Here is an 18,144-nt window from a genome sequence, read left to right as displayed (position 1 = left end):
TCAGTCGGCCTTCACCGCGAGCACCGGACAGGGCACCCGGAGCAGGATCTCCTGCGCGGCCGAACCCATGATCAGCTTGCCCACCGGGGTGCGGTGCCGGATGCCGATCACCACCAGCGAGATCTCCTCCGCCTCGACGATCTCAACGATCTCCTCGGCCGCGTCCCTGCCCCGGACGAGCTGTCGGACGGTGTGCGGCACCCCTTCCGCGGTCAGCTCGCTGACCACCCGTTCCAGGTCGCCCTCCTGGGCGAACCGCGGGTCGACGTACGCGTCGCCGCGCGAGGTGTTCACCACCAGCAGCGCCTCGTCGCGGAACCGGGCCTGCTCGACGGCGGCACGCAGCGCCGCCTCGCCGAGCGCCGAGGGGACGTACCCCACCAAGATGGTCATCGGGTCACCAACCTTCCACGCAGCGGACGGACCACGAACCGGCCGACCAGCGGCCAGAGGAGCACCACCACGATCGCGGCGTAGATCAGCCAGGACACCCAGCCGCCGATCAGGCCGTGCAGCTCACCGCCGGAGAGCTGCAGCGCCCGCCGGCCCTGGAGTTCGGCGCGCGGGCCGAGGATCACCCCGACGATCAGCGGCAGGATCGGCAGGCCGAAGCGCCGCATGCCGAACCCGAGCAGGCCGAGGGTGAGCAGCAGGAACAGGTCGAACGGTTGGGCGTTGACCGCGTACGCGCCCATCGTGGCGAAGAAGAGGATCCCGGCGTAGAGGTACGGGCGCGGGATCCGCAGCAGCCGCGCCCAGGCGGGGGCGAGCGGCAGGTTCAGCACCAGCAGCAGCAGGTTGCCGATGAAGAGGCTGGCGATCAGCGTCCAGACCAGGCCGGACTCCCGCGTGAGCAGCAACGGGCCGGGCTGGATGCCGTACTGCTGGAAGGCGGCCAGCATCACCGCGGCGGTGGCGTTGGTGGGCAGGCCGATCGCCAGCATCGGCACCAGCGTGCCGGCGGCGGAGGCGTTGTTGGCCGCCTCCGGCCCGGCGACGCCCTCGATCGCGCCCCGGCCGAACTCCTCCTTGTGCTTGGAGAGCTTCTTCTCCGTGGCGTACGACAGGAAGGTCGGGATCTCCGCCCCGCCAGCCGGCAACGCGCCGAACGGGAACCCGTAGGCGGTGCCGCGCAGCCAGGGCTTCCAGGACCGCTTCCAGTCCTCCCGCCCCATCCACGGTTGGCCCACCGGGATCACCTCGCCGGACTTGCGGCGCAGGTGCGCGGCGATCCAGAGCGCCTCACCGACGGCAAAGATCCCCACCGCCACCACGACCACGTCGATGCCGTCGGCGAGCTGCGGCAGACCGAAGGTGAGCCGTTGCTGACCGCTCTGGTCGATCCCGACCAGGCCGATCACCAGGCCGATCAGCAGCGAGGCGAAGCCGCGTACCCGGGACGCGCCGAGCACCGCGGTGACCGCGACGAACGACAGCAGCATCAGCGCGAAGTAGTCCGGCGCACCGAGGCTGATCGCGAACGCCACCACCGGCGGCATCACCAGGACGAGCGCCAGGGTGGCGATGGTGCCGGCGACGAACGAGCCGATCGCGGCGGTCGCGAGGGCCTGCGCCGCCCGGCCCGCCTTCGCCATCTTGTTGCCCTCGATCGCGGTCACCACCGACGACGACTCGCCCGGGGTGTTCAGCAGGATCGAGGTGGTCGAGCCGCCGTACATGCCGCCGTAGAAGATGCCGGCGAACATGATGAACGCCTGGGTGGGCTCCATCCCGTAGGTGACCGGCAGCAGCAGCGCCACCGTCATCGCCGGGCCGATCCCGGGCAGCACGCCGACGGCGGTGCCGATGGTCACCCCGAGCAGCGCGATCAGCAGGTTCATCGGGGTCACCACGTTGGCGAACCCGTCGAGCAGGTTTCCGAGGTTGTCCATCACAGGATCCCTTGCAGCACGCCCGCGGGCAGGTTCACGCCGAGCCCGATGGCGAACGTGTAGAAGGTGATCAACGACAGCGCGACGGCGATCAGCAGGTTGCGGACGTAGTGCCGGTTACCCAGCGCGTAGGCCGAGCCCCAGAAGAGCAACGTCCCGCTGATCACCCAGCCGAGCCGTTCGATGAGCACCGCGTTGACCAGGAAGGCGCCGATCAGCAGCAGCACGGTCCGCCAGTCGATCGGGGTGGTCAGGTCGACGTCCTCGCCGGCCTCCGGCTCACCGGCGCCGCCGCGGGCCACGTCCACCGCGTAGACCGCGGCGACGATGAGCAGCAGCACGCCGAGCAGGATCGGCACCGGCTTCGGGCCGATCGGGTCGGCGCTGTTGATCGCGTGCCCGATCCGGGTCGCGTCGACGATGACCAGCCCGCCGACCAGGGCGAGGAAGGCGCAGACCCCGTACTGCGCCCGGTCGCCGCCCCGGGCCGGCGTCGCCGCCGGCTCCGCGTCGGGCGGCGCCACCTCCGCGTCGGGCGCGCTGACCGGCGCCGGCCCGGTGGACGCCGCCGACCTGGCGGGTCGCCCCGCCAGGTCGGCGGCCGGCGGGGTCGGGTCCGAGGCGGCCGGGGGCGGGCCGCCCTTCTCCCGGTCCGGCGTCCCCGCCTGTTCGGGCAACGTCGGCACGGCCGGGCGGGGCGGCCGGTCGCCGCCCCGCTCCGGTCGGGTGGTCCTGCCGGTCATGCCAGTCCGAGCTGGCTGAGCAGGTCCGCCACCGACTTGTCCTGCTCGGTGAGGAAGGTGGCGAACTCGTCGCCGGTGATGAAGGCGTCGGTCCAGCCGCGCTTGGTCAGCTCGGCCTTCCACTCGGCGGACTCGTGCATCTTCGTCAGCACGTCGATCCAGACCTTCTTGTCGGCGTCGCTGATGCCGGGCGGCGCGACGATGCCGCGCCAGTTGGTGAAGACCAGGTCGATGCCGGACGACTTCAGCGTCGGCACGTCCTTGAGCGCGTCGATCGGCGCCTCGCTGGTGACCGCGAGGACCCGGATCTGGCCCGCCTCGACCTGGTCGAGGAACTCACCGAAGCCGCTGGCGCCGAAGGCCACCTTGCCGCCGAGCACTGCCGGCAGCAGCTCGCCGCCGCCGTCGTACGAGACGAAGTTGACCTGGCGCGGGTCGATGCCGACGGTCTTGGCGAGCTGCATCGGCAGCAGGTGGTCCGGGCCGCCGGGGGACGAGCCGCCGCCGACCGCGATGCCCTTGGGGTTGGCCTTCCAGGCGGTGACCAGGTCGCCGATGGTCTTGTACGGGGAGTCCTTCGGCACCACGATGGCGCCGGCCTCCTCGATCAGCTTGGCCAGCGGGGTGGTCTGGGTGAGCGTCGCCTTCGACTTGGAGGTGTACGAGGCACCGACCACGCCCAGCCCCATCTGCATGGCGAGCTTGCCGTTGCCCTTCTCGTTCACCGTGCGCTGGAGGCCGACGGTGCCGCCCGCGCCAGGCAGGTTGAAGACCTGCACGCCGGTGGCGATCTTGGCGTCCTCCATCACTTTGGCCGCGGTGCGGGCGGTGGTGTCGTACCCGCCGCCGGGGGTGTTCGGCACCATGATCCGCAGTCCGGTGGCGGGCTTGCCGCTGTCTCCGGACCCACCCTCGTTCTTGTCGGCGGTGGCGCCGCAGGCGCCCAGCGCCAGCGCCGTGGCGGCGGCGACGCCCATGACCAGCACGTTCCTACGAGTTGCCATCATGTTTCTCTTCCGTTTCGAATGAGTCCGGCCGCAAGATGATGGCCCCGGTGCCGGCATACAGTCAGCCTTCTGTCACCAGCGGAAATTGAGGTCTTTGTGGTCGCGATCACGTCCCGTCGCCGCACGCTGGCCGGGCAGCTGCTGGTCCTCCAGCTCGCGATCATCGTGGTCGTGCTGGTGGCGGTGGCCGCCGTGTCGCTGGCCCAGTCCGCGGCGACCTTCAACCGGGTCGAGGGACGGCGGGTGGCCGCCCTCGGCGAGCAGCTCGCCAGCAACGCCCTGCTCCGGGACCGGCTCAACCGGCCCGCGCCCGCCGAGGCGGTCGCGCCGCTGGTGCAGAACACGCTGACCCAGTCCGGGGTCACCTCGGTGACCGTGGCCGACGCCCGGGGCCGGGTGGTCAGCTCGACCAACCCCACTCTGGTAGGCAGCCCGGTGAGGCTCGGCGACCCCCAGGTGGCGCAGGGCCGGAGCTGGTTCGGCGAGCTGGAGGTCGACGGGTCGCGGGAGCTGGTCGCCCAGGTGCCGGTGCTGGGCGAAGAGGATTACAACCTCGGCCGGTACCTCGGCGTGGTGGTGGTCGGTGAGTTGTCGCTGACCTGGTCGCAGCGGCTGGTCGGTGCCTCCTCGTACCTCTTCACCTACCTGGGCATTGCCTGCGCCCTGGGGGTGGCGGGCTCCTGGCTGCTGGCCCGGCGGATCAAGCGGCAGACCCTCGGCCTGGAGCCCCGGGAGATCGCCGGGCTGGCCGAGCACCGCGAGGCGCTGCTGCACGGCATCGCCGAGGGGGTGGTCGCGCTCGACCCGCAGCAGCGGGTCACCCTGGTCAACGCGGTCGGCCGGCGACTGCTCGACCTGCCCGAGCACTGCCTCGGCCGCAGCCTCGCCGACCTGGGCATCTCCGGCCGGCTCCGGGACGTGCTGGCCGGGGTCGACGCCGGCGCGGAGGCCCGGGACGAGGTGGTCGTCCGGGGCGGCCGGGTGCTGGTGATGAACCGGATGATGGTACGCAAGGACGGCCGCCGGCTCGGCTCGGTGACCACCCTGCGGGACCGCACCGAGCTGGCCCGCCTGGAGCAGGAGATAGGATCCTTCCGCAGCACCACCGAGCTGCTGCGGGCCCAGACCCACGAGTTCGCCAACCAGCTGCACACCATCTCGGGGCTGATCCAGATCGGTGAGCACGACGAGGTGGTCCGGTACGTCGACGCGCTGAGCCGGCACCGGGCCTCGCTCGACCTCACCGTGACCAGCCGGATCCACGACACGGCGGTGGCGGCGCTGCTGATGGCGAAGTCGGCGCTGGCCGCCGAGCGCCGGGTGGAGCTGCGGATCTCCGAACGGACCGGCCTGGACCGGCTGGAGCCGGCGGTCGCCGCGGACGTCGCGACGGTGCTGGGCAACCTGGTCGACAACGCCGTCGAGGCGGTGGCCGGCAGCCGGGAGGGCCCCATCCCGACGGCGTCCGGCACCCCGGACGGCGCCGCACCGGACGGCGGCGACCTCCCGGACGAGCCGGCCTGGGTGGAGGTCGAGCTGCGCCGGGACGCCTCCTCGGTGGAGATCGTGGTCCGCGACTCGGGGCCGGGGGTGGCTCCGCAACTGGCCCAGGAGGTCTTCGCCCACGGCTTCACCACCAAGGCGGCGCGGGGCGGCGAACGGGGCATCGGACTGGCGCTCACCCGGCTGGTCTGCCACCGGCGCGGCGGCGAGGTCGCGGTGACCAACACCGAGGAGGGTGCGATGTTCACGGCCCGGATGTCGGTGACCGGGGCGCTGGAGGCGAGCCGGTGATCGACGTACTGGTGGTCGACGACGACTTCATGGTGGCCCGGATCCACCGCGGCTTCGTCGAGCGGATCGACGGCTTCCGGGTGGTGGGCACGGCCAGCACCGGCGAACAGGCGGTCGCCGCCGTCGAGGAGCTCCGCCCCGACCTGGTGCTGCTCGACCTCTACCTGCCGGACATGTTCGGCCTGGACGTGGTGACCCGGCTGCGGGCCGCCCGGCACGACTGCGACGTGCTGGTGATCAGCGCGGCCCGGGAGGCCGAGGCGGTGCGCCGGGCGGTCCGCTACGGCGCGGTCAACTACCTGCTCAAGCCGTTCGGCTTCGACGAGCTGCGGACCCGGCTGGAGCAGTACGCCGCCCGGCGCAACTCGCCGCGCGCCACCGTGGTCAGCGACCAGGCCGACGTGGACCGGGTGCTGTCCCGCAGCGGCTCGCACATCGCCACCTCGGCGCTGCCCCGGGGCCTCAGCGCGGAGACCGCCGAGCTGGTGGAACGCGCCCTGCGGGGGCACTCCGGGACGTTCTCCGCCGCCGAGTGCGCCACCGCGGTGGGCATCTCCCGGGTCAGCGCGCGGCGCTACCTGGAGCATTTCGCCGACACCGGGCGGGCGGAGGTCAACCTCCGGTACGGCTCCGCCGGCCGCCCGGAGCGTCGCTACAGCTGGGTCTCCTGACGGCCTACGGCTCGAACTTGTAGCCGAGGCCGCGCACGGTCACGATGAACCGCGGCGCGGACGGCTCCGGCTCGACCTTGGAACGCAGCCGCTTGACGTGCACGTCCAGCGTCTTGGTGTCGCCGACGTAGTCGGCACCCCAGACCCGGTCGATGAGCTGCCCCCGGGTGAGCACCCGACCGGCGTTGCGCAGCAGCAGCTCCAGCAGCTCGAACTCCTTCAGCGGCAGCTGGACCGGGGCGCCGTCGACGGTCACCACGTGCCGCTCGATGTCCATCCGGACCGGGCCGGCGGCCAGCGTCGGCGCGCCCGACTCGGTCACCTCCGGGCTCTGCCGGCGCAGTACGGCCCGGATCCGGGCCACCAACTCCCGGGGCGAGTACGGCTTGGTGACGTAGTCGTCGGCCCCGAGCTCCAGGCCGACCACCTTGTCGATCTCACTGTCCCGGGCGGTGACCATGATGATCGGCACGTGCGAGCGCTGCCGCAACTGCCGGCAGACCTCCGTCCCGGACATCTCGGGGAGCATCAGGTCGAGCAGGACGATGTCCGCGCCGGTCCGGTCGAACTCGGTGAGGGCGGAGGGACCCGTCGCGGCGACGGACACCTCGAAACCCTCCTTGCGGAGCATGTACGACAGGGCGTCGGAGAACGACTCTTCGTCCTCGACCACCAGAACGCGGCTCAACGGTGCTTCCTCTCATGCGGTCAGACCTGGCGGAGTTCGGACGGGCCAGCCTTGATCCCAGCCGACGGCAGTATCGTCTCCAGGTCGGCCGGGGGGCGGGCCGGTAACCGGAGGGTGAACGTCGAGCCCCCTCCGAGTGTGCTCGCCACCTCCACCCGACCGCCATGGTTGCCGGCGATGTGCTTGACGATGGCCAGGCCGAGACCGGTGCCACCGGTGGAACGCGAGCGGGCCTGGTCGGCCCGGTAGAACCGTTCGAAGATCCGGTCCACGTCGTTGGGCGCGATGCCGATGCCCTGGTCGGTGACGGCGATCTCGACATGCTCGTCGACGGCGCGGGTGGCGACCCGGACGCTGGTGTTCTCGCCCGAGTAGTTGATCGCGTTCTCCACGAGGTTGGCCACGGCGGTGGCGAGCTGGGCGTCGCTGCCGTAGACGGTCAGCCCCTTCTCCCCCTCGATCACCACCTGGATCTGCCGGGCGGCGGCCGGGGTACGGGTCCGGTCGACCACCTCGGCGATCACCCAGTCGACCGCGACCGGCTCCGGCGCGGGCTGCGGCTCCGCGCCCTGGAGCCGGGTCAGCTCCAGCAGCTCCTGGACGAGCCGGCCCAGCCGGGTCGACTCGTGCTGGATCCGCTCGGCGAAGCGGCGGGCCGCGACCAGGTCCTCGGAGAGGTCCGGCGGGCCCGCCCCGGCGGGCTCGGTGGCGTCGAGCAGCGCCTCGGCCAGCAGCTGCAGCGCCCCGATGGGGGTCTTCAGCTCGTGGCTGACGTTGGCGACGAAGTCCCGGCGGACCCGGGCCAGCCGGTGCGACTCGGTGACGTCGGCCGCCTCGATGGAGATGTAGCCGGCACCGATCCCCATCGCCCGCAGATGCACCCCGAGCGGGTTCACCCCGGCGCTGTCGCGACCGCGCGGCAGGTCCAGCTCGATCTCGCGCCGCACGCCGGTGCGGCGCACCTGTCCGGCGAGGGTACGGATCAGCGGGTGGGCGGCGATGGAGCCGGCCGTGGCGCCGGTGCGGAGCAGGCCCATCGCCCGGGCGGCGGGGTTGACCAGGACCGGCACGTCGTCCGGGTCGAGCACGACCACGCCGGCGCGCAGCGAGTCGATCGTCTTGCGGCCGAGCCCGGAGAGGCGGCCCTGCTGGTCGTCGGGAATCGCGAGCCTCCCTGAGCTCCGGCGGGAGCCATCGCTCCCCGACGACGCCGCCCGGCGCCGCCACCCGCGGACGGGTCGGGACAGCAGCAGGCCGGCGACCAGGCCGGTCGCCAGCGCCACGGCCACCACGACCGCCACCACCCATTCCACCTGGCGATCGTAGGGTCATCGTTCACCTGGCTACCATCCATAACGGGACGAATCGTCCTCACTTCCGGAGAAGTTCACTCGTGGGTCCCGTGTCGTTCACCGGAGTTCACCTCGGGTCCGCTCCCCCCGCCTACGGTGGGCGCGCACCTGCTCGACCCGTACGCCGACGCCCCAGCCGGGGGCCCGGCGGCACCGACCTCAGGAAGTGACGATGCGCGACGAGTTCCGGGCCGACCTGCAGATTGTCAGCCAGCTGCTGGTGGACATGGCGGAGGGGGTGCGCGCCGCGATGCGCCAGGCAACCCGCGGCCTGCTCACCGCCGACCATGAGGCGTCCGAGGCCGTGATCGCGCGGGACGCCGAGATCGACGACCTCTACCAGCACGTCGAGGAGCGGGTCTGCGACCTGCTCGCCCGGCAGGCGCCGGTCGCCTCCGACCTGCGGGCCATGATCACTGCGCTGCACGTGGCGGCGGACCTGGACCGGATGGGTGACCTGGCCGAGCACGTGGCCAAGACGGCGCTGCGCCGGCACCCGTCGCCGGCCGTGCCGGCCGAGCTGCGTCCGGTCTTCACCGACATGGCCGCGATCGCCGACCGGATAGCGGAGAAGATCGGCGCGGTGCTGGCCAGGCCCGACGCCGACCTCGCCGCCGAGCTGGACCGCGACGACGACGCCATGGACGACCTGCACCGAAGCCTCTTCGGCGTGCTGCTCGGCGACGACTGGCCGTACGGGGTGGAGACGGCGATCGACGCCACCCTGCTCGGCCGCTTCTACGAGCGCTTCGCCGACCACGCGGTCAACGCCGGCAAGCAGGTGGTCTACCTGATCACCGGCGAGACCACTCCCGCGGCGAGCTGACCCGACGTACCGCGAAGGCCCCGGTCCGGCGCGCGGACCGGGGCCTTCTGCGTGGTGCGTCAGCGGCCCTGGTTGGCCACGGCGGCGGCGGCCGTCCTGGCGGCGGCCGGATCGAGGTAGGTGCCGCCCAGGGTGAGCGGGCGCAACTGCGGGTCGAGGTCGTAGCGCAGCGGGATGCCGGTGGGGATGTTCAGCTTGGCGATGGCCTCGTCGCTGATCTGGTCGAGGTGCTTGACCAGGGCGCGCAGCGAGTTGCCGTGCGCGGCCACCAGCACCGTACGGCCGGCCAGGATGTCCGGCACGATCGAGTCGTACCAGTACGGCAGCATCCGCTCGACGACGTCCTTGAGGCACTCGGTGCGCGGCATCAGCTCGGTGGGCAGCAGCGCGTAGCGCGGGTCACCGACCTGCGACCACTCGTCGTCGTCGGCGATCGGCGGCGGCGGCGTGTCGTACGACCGGCGCCAGAGCATGAACTGCTCCTCGCCGTACTCATCCAGGGTCTGCTTCTTGTCCTTGCCCTGCAGGGCGCCGTAGTGCCGCTCGTTGAGCCGCCACGACCGGCGCACCGCGATCCAGTGCCGGTCGGCGGCGTTGAGCGCCAGCTCGGCGGTACGGATCGCCCGGCGCATCACGCTGGTGTGCACCACGTCGGGCAGCAGGCTGTGCTCGCGCATCAGCTCGCCGCCGCGCCGCGCCTCGTTCTCGCCCTTCTCGGTCAGGTCGACGTCGACCCAGCCGGTGAAGAGGTTCTTGGCGTTCCAGTCGCTCTCGCCGTGCCGCAGCAGGACCAGCGTCCCGACGGTGGGCCCCTCGCTCGCAGTCATGCCGATCATCCTGCCGCACCCCGCCGACGGACACGCGGGCAGTGGCCGTGACGACCACCACGTGGAAAAACCGGTGACCGGCGTTCCGGCCCGGCACTAGGTTGTAAGGCGCTTTGAACTTTGCGGTCATTACCTGAGCGGGGGCGCGGGCGTGCGGACGGTGCGGAGTTGGTTGCGGGACACCACCGGGGGACTGCCGAGGACCTTCTGGTACCTCTGGACCGGCACCCTGATCAACCGGCTCGGCTCGTTCGTCCTGATCTTCCTCGCCATCTACCTCACCAGGGAACGCGGCTTCTCCCCCGCGCAGGCCGGCCTGGTGCTGGGCCTGTGGGGCGTCGGCGGCGCGGTCGGCACCACCGTCGGCGGCACGCTCACCGACCGCTGGGGACGGCGACCCACGCTGCTCACCGCGCACCTCGGCGCGGCCACCATGATGCTCGCGCTCGGATTCGCCCGGCCGCTCTGGGCGGTGGCGACGGGCGCGCTGCTGCTCGGCATGTTCGCCGAGGCGGCCCGGCCGGCGTTCGGCGCCATGATGGTCGACGTGGTGCCGGAGAAGGACCGGCTGCGCGCCTTCTCGCTGAACTACTGGGCGATCAACCTCGGCTTCGCCTGCGCCGCGGTGCTCGCCGGGTTCGCCGCCCAGGCCGGCTACCTGCTGCTCTTCGTGGTCGACGCGGTCACCACCGTGGTCACCGCGCTGATCATCTTCACCCGGGTGAAGGAGACCCGCCGGCCCTCGGCCGCCCCCGCCCGCCCGGCCGGCGCCGCTCCGGCCGGTGCGCTGCGGACCATCCTCAGCGACCGGGTCTTCCTCGGCTTCGTGGCGCTCAACCTGTTCGCCGCGCTGGTCTTCCTCCAGCACATCTCGATGCTGCCGATCGCGATGGGCGACTCCGGCCTCACCCCGGCCACGTACGGCTCGGTGATCGCGCTCAACGGCGTCCTGATCGTGGTCGGGCAGCTCTTCGTGCCACGGCTGATCAAGGGCCGCAGCCGGTCCCACGTGCTCGCCCTGGCCTCGCTGGTGATGGGCGTCGGTTTCGGCCTGACCGCGTTCGCCGACGCCGCCTGGTTCTACGGCCTCACCGTGTTGATCTGGACCCTCGGCGAGATGCTCAACTCACCGTCCAACGCCACCCTCATCGCCGAGCTTTCCCCCGACGAACTGCGCGGCCGCTACCAGGGCGTCTTCTCGCTCTCCTGGCAGATCGCCGGGGCGGCCGCGCCGATCCTCGGCGGCCTGGTCCGGGAGCGGGCCGGCAACACCGAGCTCTGGCTCGGCTGCGCGGCCATCGGCGCCCTGGTGGCGGTGGCCCACCTGGTCTCCGGGCCGGCCCGGGAGCGGCGGGCCACCCAGCTGCGTCCGGCGACGCAGCCGGCGACGCAGCCGGCGACGCAGCCGGCGACGCAGCCGGTCACGCCGGTGACCGCCGGCCGGCCGCCGGCCCTCGAGGCGGCAGAGGCCCCCGAGGCGGCAGAGGCTTCCGAGGCGGCCGAGGTCGCGGCCACCGCCCCGGCCGAGCCGGTCCCGGCCCGCAGCCCTTCCTGAGGTACGCCCAGCGCCGCCTCGCGGGCGGGCATCCCAGCGGACCCCCTCCGCGTGCCCTTTCGAGCTGATGTCGTAAACGAATCAGCACGGGCGGATGCCGGCCGGGGAGATCAGCGCCAGCGGGAAACGCGGCCCGAGCCGCCACCCGTCCGCCTCCCGTCTGCCGCCCGTGAGTCGTTCACGACATCAGATCCAAAGGACCCGCGACCACCATCCGCCTCCCTGCCGCGCAGACTCGCCACGTGGAACCGGGGCGCTGCCGACGGGCACCACACGGTGATCACGAACACGCTGGCGCGGCAGCGCGGCCCTGCATACGGTCGGGAAACCAATCGGTTAACAAAGCTTTCTGGAGGACGGGTGCGGGGGCTGCGACGGTGGTGGGACGGGACTGCCGGGGGCCTGCCCGCCACCTTCTGGTACCTCTGGGCCGGGCTGCTGGTCAACCGGGCCGGCGCCTTCGCCGTGCTCTTCCTGTCCCTCTACCTCACCGCGGCGCGCGGGGCGAGCGAGGCGCTGGCCGGCGCGGTGGTCGGGGCGTACGGGGCCGGCGGGGCGGTCGGGGTGCTGCTCGCCGGGGTGCTGGCGGACCGCTGGGGCCGCCGGGCCACCCTGCTCGCCGCGCACCTGGCGGCGGCGGGGCTGATGGTGGGCCTGGCGTTCAGCCGGCACCTCGCGCTGATCGCGGCGCTGGCCGCGCTGGTCGGAGTCGCGCACTCGATGCCGAGCCCGGCCTTCGTCGCGGCGATCGTGGACGTGGTCCCCGAGCACCGCCGCTCCCACGCGTTCAACCTCCAGTTCTGGGCGTTCAACCTGGGCATGGCGGTGGCCTCGCTGCTGGCCGGGCTGCTGGCCGAGGCGAGCTTTCTCGCGCTCTTCCTGGTCGACGCCGCCGCCACCCTGGCCGCCGCCGCGCTGATCGCCTGGAAGGTCCCGGAAACCCTGCCCCGCCGCGCCGAACGAGCGGGGAGCCAGCCGGACCCGACCCGGTCCGGGCGGACGGCCGGCGACCCGGAGGCGGACCGGGCCGGACGGTCCCGGCCGCCGGGGCTGCACACCGCGCTGACCGACCGGACCTTCCTGGTCTTCGTCGGGCTCACCTTCGTGCTGGCCGTACTCACCATGCAGACCTCGACGATCATGCCGCTGGCCATGCGAGCGGACGGCCTGACCCCGTCGGCGTACGGGACGGTGGTGGCGCTGGGTGGCGCGCTGATCGTGGTGGGACAGCTCTTCGTACCCGGGCTGATCGACGGCCGTCGCGCGCACCGCGTGCTGGCCCTCTCCACCGGGTTGCTCGCGGTGGGTTTCGGGATGCTGGCCCTCGCCGACCACCTCTGGGTCTACCTGGCTGCCGCCGTGGTCTGGACGGTCGGCTCGATGCTGGCCGCACCGCCGAACGCGCAGATCAACGCCGACCTGGCCCCGCCCGAGCTGCGGGCCCGCTACCAGTCGGTGTTCTACCTGACCTTCCCGGCCGCGTCCTTCGTCGCGCCGACGCTCGGCGGGGTGAGCCTGCAGTACCTCGGGGAGCGGCACTGGCTGGTGGTGGCGGCGCTGGGCCTGCTGGCCGCGGGTGGACACCTGCTGGCCGGGCCGAGCCGGGAGCGCCGGGTGGCGGCGCGGCGGGTCGGTCAGCCGGGACGCGCCGCGCAGCCGGTGGGCTGAGGGGCGACGGCTAGGCTGAGGGGCGACGGCAGAACGCCCACCGCGACCGTGGTCGTGGTGGGCGTTCACACCGCTTGCCCGGCGGCGGCGGGCGACACTCACCCCCGTAAGCGTCGCCCGCTCGCGCCGCCGGTTCCACGGGTGGCACCGTCCCCCAACGATGTGCTCCACCCGTTTCGTGCGCCTCGCTCGGTGCACGGATCTGATCGATCCGCCGCTCCCCCGAACGGTTCCGAGCGCGGCGCGGTGCAATAAAGTTAGTTCGCCCGGATTCCGGATTCAACCTGGATCACTGTTTCGCCGGTCACAGCTTCGGGTCGGCGATCCGGCACCCCTGCTCCCGGCCTCGGTGCTGGTCAACATGGCATTCCCGTAGACCATTCCCGTAAACCCCTCAGGCGTCCTCCCGATCGGGTGACTCGGTACGGAAGAAGTTGCTCTGCCGACCATCGCGCAACTGCTCCTGGTAGATCAGGTTCAGCCGCCGGAGGTCGAACGTCCGGAACCAGTCGTCCCAGCTGATCACCTGGACCCGGCTGCTCTCCCGGTAGCCCGGGATCTCGAAGGTCAGCACCCCCGGCCGGCCCTCCCGCTCGGTGCCGGCGATGGTGGCCGGCCGGGCGCCACGGGCCCGCGCCCAGTTCTGGATCACCTCGTGGTTGCTGGTGACCAGGCTCCGGCCGGGACGCTCGGGGCGGTCCGCCGGCGAGGAGATCACCTGCGACGACCGTACCGAACGGGCGCTGGACCGGCCGGTGCGCGTGCCGGTGGTTCCGGCGGCGGCCGCCGCCTTGGCGGGCGCGGCCTTCGCCCGAGCACCCGCCTTCGCCGGCGCAGCCTTCGCCCGAGCACCCGCCTTCGCCGGCGCAGCCTTCGCACGGGTGGCCGTCGACCGCCGGGCGGCGGCCGGGGTGGCCTTGCGCGCCGGCGCCGCCTTGCGGGCCGGCGCCGGCGCCGCCTTCGCCCGCGCGGACGCGCTCTTCCGGGCGCTCGTCGCCTTCTTGGTGGCGGCCTTCTTGGTGGCGGCCTTCTTGATGGTGGCCTGCTTGATGGCGGCCTTCTTGGCAGGTGCCCGGCCCGCCGGACCGGTGCTGCGCCGCGCCGCGCCGCCGGCGCGGCCCTCGGCTCGCAGGGTCCGCGCCAGCGTCTTCACCAACTCGGGCTTGCGCAGCGCGGAGATGCCGGAGACACCGCGACGCCGCAACTGCCCCCGGATGTCGTCCACCCGCATCCGCGAGATCTCGGACTCGGAGATCCCCGGGGTGTTCGGCGTCTGGTTACCCGCCTGCTGTCTGGTCCTGGTCGCAGTTCCGCCGCGACCTGAGCTGTTCCGCTGAGCCATCGCACGCTCCTCGACAGTCCGTCTCGGCCTGCGGCGGGTCCCGTTTTGCCACGCCGCAGTGGTGCGGCATACCCGTCAGGACCGGTCCGAACCTCCGGCGGACGGCTCGAAGAGGTGGGCGAAGGCCGCGAGGTTGGCGGTGGACTCGCCCCGCTTGACCCGCCACTCCCACTCCCGGCGGATCGAGCTGCCGAAGCCGATCTCCAGCATCGTGTCGAAGGACTCGTCCGCGTACGTCAGCACCGCGCCGAGCAGCCGGTCCAGCTCGTCGGCGTCGATCCCGGCCGGGTTGACCCGGCCGGTGAGGTAGACGTCGCCCACCGCGTCGATGGAGAACGAGACGCCGTACATCCGGGCGTTGCGCCGCAACAGCCAGGCCCACAGCTCCTCGCGACGCTCGTCGGGCTGGCGCATCACGAACGCCTCGATCCGCAGCGCGTGCTCCCCGACGATCAGGTTGCAGAGCGTCTTGAGCTTGTGCGTGCCGGGCAGGGTGACCGCGTACGAGTCCTCGCCGGTCGACTCCCAGTCCAGCTCGCGCTCGGCGCAGACGGACTCGATCAGGGCGGCCAGATCGCTCTTCGCGCTCATCGCACCCACTCTACGGGCGTACGCGAGGACGCACCGGACAGCGCGGGCGTGCCCGGGTCACCAGGAACAGGACATCGCCGGGTCCCCGGCGAGCTGGGCGGCCAGCCGGCCCCGGTGCTCGGCGATCGCCTCCCCGTAGACGGCGAGCAGGCCGGAGACGGTGCGCTCCCAGGAGAAGTTGCGGGCGTGCCGGGCCGCGCCGTGGGCCAGGTCGGCCCGCAGCGCCCGGTCGGGCAGCAGGCGGGCCAGCGTACCGGCCCAGTCGACCGGGTCGTGGCCGTCGACGAGCACCCCGCTGATCCGGTCCTGGACGGCGGTGACCAGGCCGCCGACGGCGGCCGCCACGACCGGCGTACCGCAGGCCTGGGCCTCCAGGGCGACCAGGCCGAACGACTCGTTGTACGACGGCACCGCGACCAGGTCGGCGGCCCGGTAGAGGGCGGGCAGGTCGTCGCCGGTGCGCGGGGGAAGGAATCGCACCCGGTCGGTGACGCCGAGCGAACCGGCCAGCTCCATCAGCGAGGTGGGGCGGTCCAGCCCGCTGCCGCTGGGGCCGCCGCAGATCACCACGGTCAGTTCCTCGGCGAGGGCCGGGTCGCGCTCGCGCAGCGCGGCGACCGCGCGGACCAGCACGTCCGGCGCTTTCAGCGGCTGGATCCGGCCGACGAACGCCACCACGTACCCGTCGGTGGGCAGCCCCAGCCGGCGGCGGGCGGCGCGGGTGGCCGCGGCCCGGTCGCCGGCGGCGGGGCGGAAGCGGTCCAGGTCGACGCCGGGCTCGACCACGGCGACCCGGGCCGGGTCGGCGTCATATCGGCCGATCAGGTCGGCCGCCTCGACCCGGGTGTTGGCGACCAGCCGGTCGGCCTCGGCGACCACCTGGTCCTCGCCGATCACCCGGGCCTTCGGCTCCGGGCGGTCACCGGCGGCGAGCTGGGCGTTCTTCACCTTGGCCAGGGTGTGCGCGGTGTGCACCAGCGGCACCCCCCAGCGCTCCTTGGCCAGCCAGCCGACCTGACCGGAGAGCCAGTAGTGGGAGTGGATCAGGTCGTAGTGGCCGGGCGGGCGGGCCGCCTCGGCGCGCAGCACGCCGGCGGTGAAGGCACAGAGCTGCCCGGGCAACTCCTCCTTGGTCAGCCCTTCCAGCGGGCCGGAGGTGACGTGCCGGACGTGCACGCCGGGGGCCATCTCGACCACCGGGGGCAGGTCGCCGGAGGTCGCCCTGGTGAAGATCTCCACCTCGACGTCGGCCTCGGCGAGCCGCCGGGCGACCTCCAGGATGTAGACGTTCATCCCGCCAGCGTCACCGGTGCCGGGCTGGTGCAGCGGGGAGGTGTGCACCGACAGGGTGGCGATCCGCCGCGGGCGGGGCCACGGCCGGGCACCTCGCTGACGACCGACGCCGGTGTGCATTTCCGCCACGTCCGCTCCCTCTGTCACGGTTTATGCCGTCCGCACGACCGGCGCTTCTTGGTCAACTCGCACGCCGCGTGTCATCTTCCCCATCGGGCCCCGGAAATGCGTCCGCGCTCTCCCCCGGCGTGACGGACCTCATCGCACCCGGCCGGTCGGGGCGTCGGCGCGGGCGCGACAATGGCCCGATGACCTCTGTCGCGATCGTCACCGGGGCGTCCAGCGGGATCGGCGCGGCGACCGCCCGCCGGCTGGCCGCCGAGGGCTTCCACGTGCTGGCCGCCGCCCGGCGCACCGACCGGCTGGCCGGGCTGGTCGCGGAGATCGAGGCGGCCGGCGGCACGGCCGGCGCCGTCGCCTGCGACGTCACCTCCGACGAGTCGGTGGCCGGGCTGGCCGCCGCGGCCGAGGCCGCCCCCGGGCCGGTCACCCTGCTGGTGAACAACGCCGGCGGGGCGCGCGGGCTGGACCGGGTGGAGTCCGGCGCAATCGGCGACTGGCAGTGGATGTACGACGTCAACGTGCTCGGCACGCTCCGGGTCACCCAGGCACTGCTGCCCGCGCTGGAGGCCTCCCGCGCCGGCACCATCGTGATCGTCTCCTCCACCGCCGGCTTCACCGTGTACGAGGGTGGGGGCGGCTACACCGCGGCCAAGCACGCGCAGACCGCGATCGCCGGGACGCTGCGGCTGGAGCTGTGCGGGCGACCGGTCCGGGTGGTCGAGATCGACCCCGGCATGGTGAAGACCGACGAGTTCGGGCTGGTCCGGTTCGGCGGGGACGCCGACAAGGCCAGCGCCGCGTACGCGGGGGTGCCCGAGCCGCTGGTCGCCGAGGACGTGGCCGACTGCATCGCCTGGTGTGCCACCCGCCCGCACCACGTCAACGTGGACCGACTGGTGGTCCGCCCGCTGGCCCAGGCCGCCCAGCACAAGGTGCACCGGGTCGGGCTGTGAGCCGGGCCGGTCACGGATGAGGGCCGGGCCGGTACGACCCCAGGGTGTGGTGACCCGGGGGACGACGAACCCGAACCGGCTCCGGCGGGTGGACAACTGGATCCTGGCGACCTGCGGCGACCGGATCCGCGCCGCCACCGACCCGCTGGTCGTGGACCTCGGTTACGGCGCCACCCCGGTCACCGCCGTGGAGCTGCGCGCCCGGCTGGCCGCCGGGGTCCGCGCCGACGTGCGGGTGATCGGGCTGGAGATCGATCCGGTACGCGTGGCCGCCGCCGCGCCCGCTGCGGACCCGCCCGGGCTGACCTTCGCCCGGGGCGGCTTCGAGCTGGCCGGCCTGCGTCCGATCCTGGTCCGCACGTTCAACGTCCTGCGCCAGTATGACGAGAGCGAGGTCGCCGCGGCCTGGCGTACGGTCACCGACCGGCTCGCCCCGGGCGGCGCGCTGGTCGAGGGAACCTGCGACGAGCTCGGCCGGCTGGGCAGCTGGGTGCTGGTCGACGCGGACGGCCCGCGCACGCTGACCCTGGCGGCCCGCCTGGCGACCCTGGAGAGCCCGGCCCAGCTGGCCGAACGCCTGCCCAAGGCGCTGATCCACCGCAACGTCCCCGGAGAGCGGGTGCACGAACTGATCCGCGCCCTCGACGACGCCTGGCAGGCCGCGGCCGGCTACGCCCCCTTCGGCCCCCGCCAACGCTGGCTCCGCGCCGTCACCGCCCTCCGCGAGTCGGGATGGCCCGTCCTCGACCGCCCCGCCCGCTGGCGCCTCGGCGAACTCACCCTCCCCTGGCCCGCGGTAGCTCCCACCTGACCCCGGGG

17 protein-coding genes are annotated in these 18,144 nt (G+C 73.0%); 7 read left to right on the top strand and 10 right to left on the bottom strand.

What is annotated here, in order from left to right:
* The 4 genes from ABZ807_RS01225 to ABZ807_RS01210 are packed head-to-tail and all read right to left on the bottom strand — an operon-like array spanning position 1 to position 3,639.
* Complete coding sequence (locus ABZ807_RS01225) at positions 1-393, bottom strand: universal stress protein (protein ID WP_357151250.1); 393 nt, start codon at positions 391-393, stop codon at positions 1-3.
* Positions 390-1,892 carry a tripartite tricarboxylate transporter permease gene (locus tag ABZ807_RS01220; RefSeq protein ID WP_357151249.1) on the bottom strand — a complete coding sequence of 501 codons (1,503 nt, stop codon included), beginning with the start codon at positions 1,890-1,892 and terminating at the stop codon, positions 390-392. The genes ABZ807_RS01225 and ABZ807_RS01220 overlap by 4 nt, the downstream gene beginning before the upstream one ends.
* Positions 1,892-2,635, bottom strand: a complete 744-nt coding sequence (locus tag ABZ807_RS01215; protein WP_357151247.1) for a tripartite tricarboxylate transporter TctB family protein — start codon at positions 2,633-2,635, stop codon at positions 1,892-1,894. The genes ABZ807_RS01220 and ABZ807_RS01215 overlap by 1 nt, the downstream gene beginning before the upstream one ends.
* The gene (locus tag ABZ807_RS01210) at positions 2,632-3,639 is read right to left on the bottom strand and encodes a tripartite tricarboxylate transporter substrate binding protein (protein ID WP_357151245.1); all 1,008 of its coding nucleotides are present in this window, start codon (positions 3,637-3,639) and stop codon (positions 2,632-2,634) included. The genes ABZ807_RS01215 and ABZ807_RS01210 overlap by 4 nt, the downstream gene beginning before the upstream one ends.
* A 99-nt stretch (positions 3,640-3,738) precedes the next feature.
* Here ABZ807_RS01210 and ABZ807_RS01205 point away from each other — a divergent pair, with 99 nt between their 5' ends.
* Both ABZ807_RS01205 and ABZ807_RS01200 read left to right on the top strand, forming a co-directional pair.
* Complete coding sequence (locus tag ABZ807_RS01205) at positions 3,739-5,436, top strand: ATP-binding protein (protein WP_357151243.1); 1,698 nt, start codon at positions 3,739-3,741, stop codon at positions 5,434-5,436.
* Entirely contained in the window at positions 5,433-6,107 is a 675-nt protein-coding gene (locus ABZ807_RS01200; RefSeq protein ID WP_357151241.1) for a response regulator, read from the top strand. The genes ABZ807_RS01205 and ABZ807_RS01200 overlap by 4 nt, the downstream gene beginning before the upstream one ends.
* A gap of 4 nt (positions 6,108-6,111) precedes the next feature.
* On the opposite strand, the gene ABZ807_RS01195 is transcribed toward ABZ807_RS01200, so the two are convergent.
* Positions 6,112-6,795, bottom strand: coding sequence for a response regulator transcription factor (locus ABZ807_RS01195; RefSeq protein WP_357151239.1), 684 nt, complete (start codon positions 6,793-6,795; stop codon positions 6,112-6,114).
* A 20-nt stretch (positions 6,796-6,815) separates the two neighbouring features.
* The gene (locus tag ABZ807_RS01190) at positions 6,816-8,087 is read right to left on the bottom strand and encodes an ATP-binding protein (protein WP_357151482.1); all 1,272 of its coding nucleotides are present in this window, start codon (positions 8,085-8,087) and stop codon (positions 6,816-6,818) included.
* 232 nt (positions 8,088-8,319) lie between these two features.
* Between ABZ807_RS01190 and phoU the strand changes: the two genes are divergently transcribed.
* Positions 8,320-8,973 carry a phosphate signaling complex protein PhoU gene (gene phoU, locus ABZ807_RS01185; RefSeq protein WP_357151237.1) on the top strand — a complete coding sequence of 218 codons (654 nt, stop codon included), beginning with the start codon at positions 8,320-8,322 and terminating at the stop codon, positions 8,971-8,973.
* Positions 8,974-9,032: 59 nt separating this feature from the next.
* Here the strand turns inward: phoU and ABZ807_RS01180 are convergent, their stop codons facing one another.
* Positions 9,033-9,800, bottom strand: a complete 768-nt coding sequence (locus tag ABZ807_RS01180; RefSeq protein WP_357151235.1) for a phosphoglyceromutase — start codon at positions 9,798-9,800, stop codon at positions 9,033-9,035.
* A 151-nt stretch (positions 9,801-9,951) separates the two neighbouring features.
* Here ABZ807_RS01180 and ABZ807_RS01175 point away from each other — a divergent pair, with 151 nt between their 5' ends.
* Complete coding sequence (locus ABZ807_RS01175) at positions 9,952-11,355, top strand: MFS transporter (protein WP_357151233.1); 1,404 nt, start codon at positions 9,952-9,954, stop codon at positions 11,353-11,355.
* 360 nt (positions 11,356-11,715) lie between these two features.
* A complete protein-coding gene (locus ABZ807_RS01170; protein WP_357151231.1) occupies positions 11,716-13,023 on the top strand; it encodes an MFS transporter in 1,308 nt (435 codons plus the stop codon).
* A gap of 394 nt (positions 13,024-13,417) precedes the next feature.
* Here ABZ807_RS01170 and ABZ807_RS01165 read toward each other — a convergent pair whose 3' ends face one another.
* The 3 genes from ABZ807_RS01165 to mshA all read right to left on the bottom strand — a co-directional run bounded on the left by ABZ807_RS01165 (position 13,418) and on the right by mshA (position 16,378).
* On the bottom strand, positions 13,418-14,254 hold the full coding sequence (locus tag ABZ807_RS01165) for a hypothetical protein (RefSeq protein ID WP_357151480.1): 837 nt from the start codon (positions 14,252-14,254) through the stop codon (positions 13,418-13,420).
* Positions 14,255-14,440: 186 nt separating this feature from the next.
* Positions 14,441-14,956, bottom strand: coding sequence for a YbjN domain-containing protein (locus ABZ807_RS01160; RefSeq protein WP_357151229.1), 516 nt, complete (start codon positions 14,954-14,956; stop codon positions 14,441-14,443).
* Between the two features lie 57 nt (positions 14,957-15,013).
* Positions 15,014-16,378: a D-inositol-3-phosphate glycosyltransferase gene (gene mshA / locus ABZ807_RS01155; protein WP_357151227.1), complete on the bottom strand. Its 1,365-nt coding sequence runs from the start codon at positions 16,376-16,378 to the stop codon at positions 15,014-15,016.
* Positions 16,379-16,557: 179 nt separating this feature from the next.
* Between mshA and ABZ807_RS01150 the strand changes: the two genes are divergently transcribed.
* Positions 16,558-17,325 (top strand): SDR family NAD(P)-dependent oxidoreductase, encoded by a 768-nt coding sequence (locus ABZ807_RS01150; RefSeq protein ID WP_357151225.1) that lies wholly within the window; start codon positions 16,558-16,560, stop codon positions 17,323-17,325.
* A 16-nt stretch (positions 17,326-17,341) separates the two neighbouring features.
* Positions 17,342-18,136, top strand: a complete 795-nt coding sequence (locus ABZ807_RS01145) for a class I SAM-dependent methyltransferase (RefSeq protein WP_357151223.1) — start codon at positions 17,342-17,344, stop codon at positions 18,134-18,136.
* Positions 18,137-18,144 lie beyond the last annotated feature (8 nt).

The organism is Micromonospora sp. NPDC047548 (genome assembly GCF_040642975.1).
In the GTDB taxonomy this organism is placed as follows: Bacteria; Actinomycetota; Actinomycetes; order Mycobacteriales; family Micromonosporaceae; genus Micromonospora.
This window is presented reverse-complemented; position numbering and strand designations above follow the sequence as displayed.

Excerpts from the sequence above, each read along its gene's own strand:
- ABZ807_RS01215 (WP_357151247.1), bottom strand. The coding sequence starts at position 2,635 with ATGACCGGCAGGACCACCCGACCGGAGCGGGGCGGCGACCGGCCGCCC.
- ABZ807_RS01145 (WP_357151223.1), top strand. The coding sequence starts at position 17,342 with ATGAGGGCCGGGCCGGTACGACCCCAGGGTGTGGTGACCCGGGGGACG.
- ABZ807_RS01160 (WP_357151229.1), bottom strand. The coding sequence starts at position 14,956 with ATGAGCGCGAAGAGCGATCTGGCCGCCCTGATCGAGTCCGTCTGCGCC.
- phoU (WP_357151237.1), top strand. The coding sequence starts at position 8,320 with ATGCGCGACGAGTTCCGGGCCGACCTGCAGATTGTCAGCCAGCTGCTG.
- ABZ807_RS01210 (WP_357151245.1), bottom strand. The coding sequence starts at position 3,639 with ATGGCAACTCGTAGGAACGTGCTGGTCATGGGCGTCGCCGCCGCCACG.
- ABZ807_RS01180 (WP_357151235.1), bottom strand. The coding sequence starts at position 9,800 with ATGACTGCGAGCGAGGGGCCCACCGTCGGGACGCTGGTCCTGCTGCGG.
- ABZ807_RS01220 (WP_357151249.1), bottom strand. The coding sequence starts at position 1,892 with ATGGACAACCTCGGAAACCTGCTCGACGGGTTCGCCAACGTGGTGACC.
- ABZ807_RS01165 (WP_357151480.1), bottom strand. The coding sequence starts at position 14,254 with ATGCGGGTGGACGACATCCGGGGGCAGTTGCGGCGTCGCGGTGTCTCC.
- ABZ807_RS01150 (WP_357151225.1), top strand. The coding sequence starts at position 16,558 with ATGACCTCTGTCGCGATCGTCACCGGGGCGTCCAGCGGGATCGGCGCG.
- ABZ807_RS01225 (WP_357151250.1), bottom strand. The coding sequence starts at position 393 with ATGACCATCTTGGTGGGGTACGTCCCCTCGGCGCTCGGCGAGGCGGCG.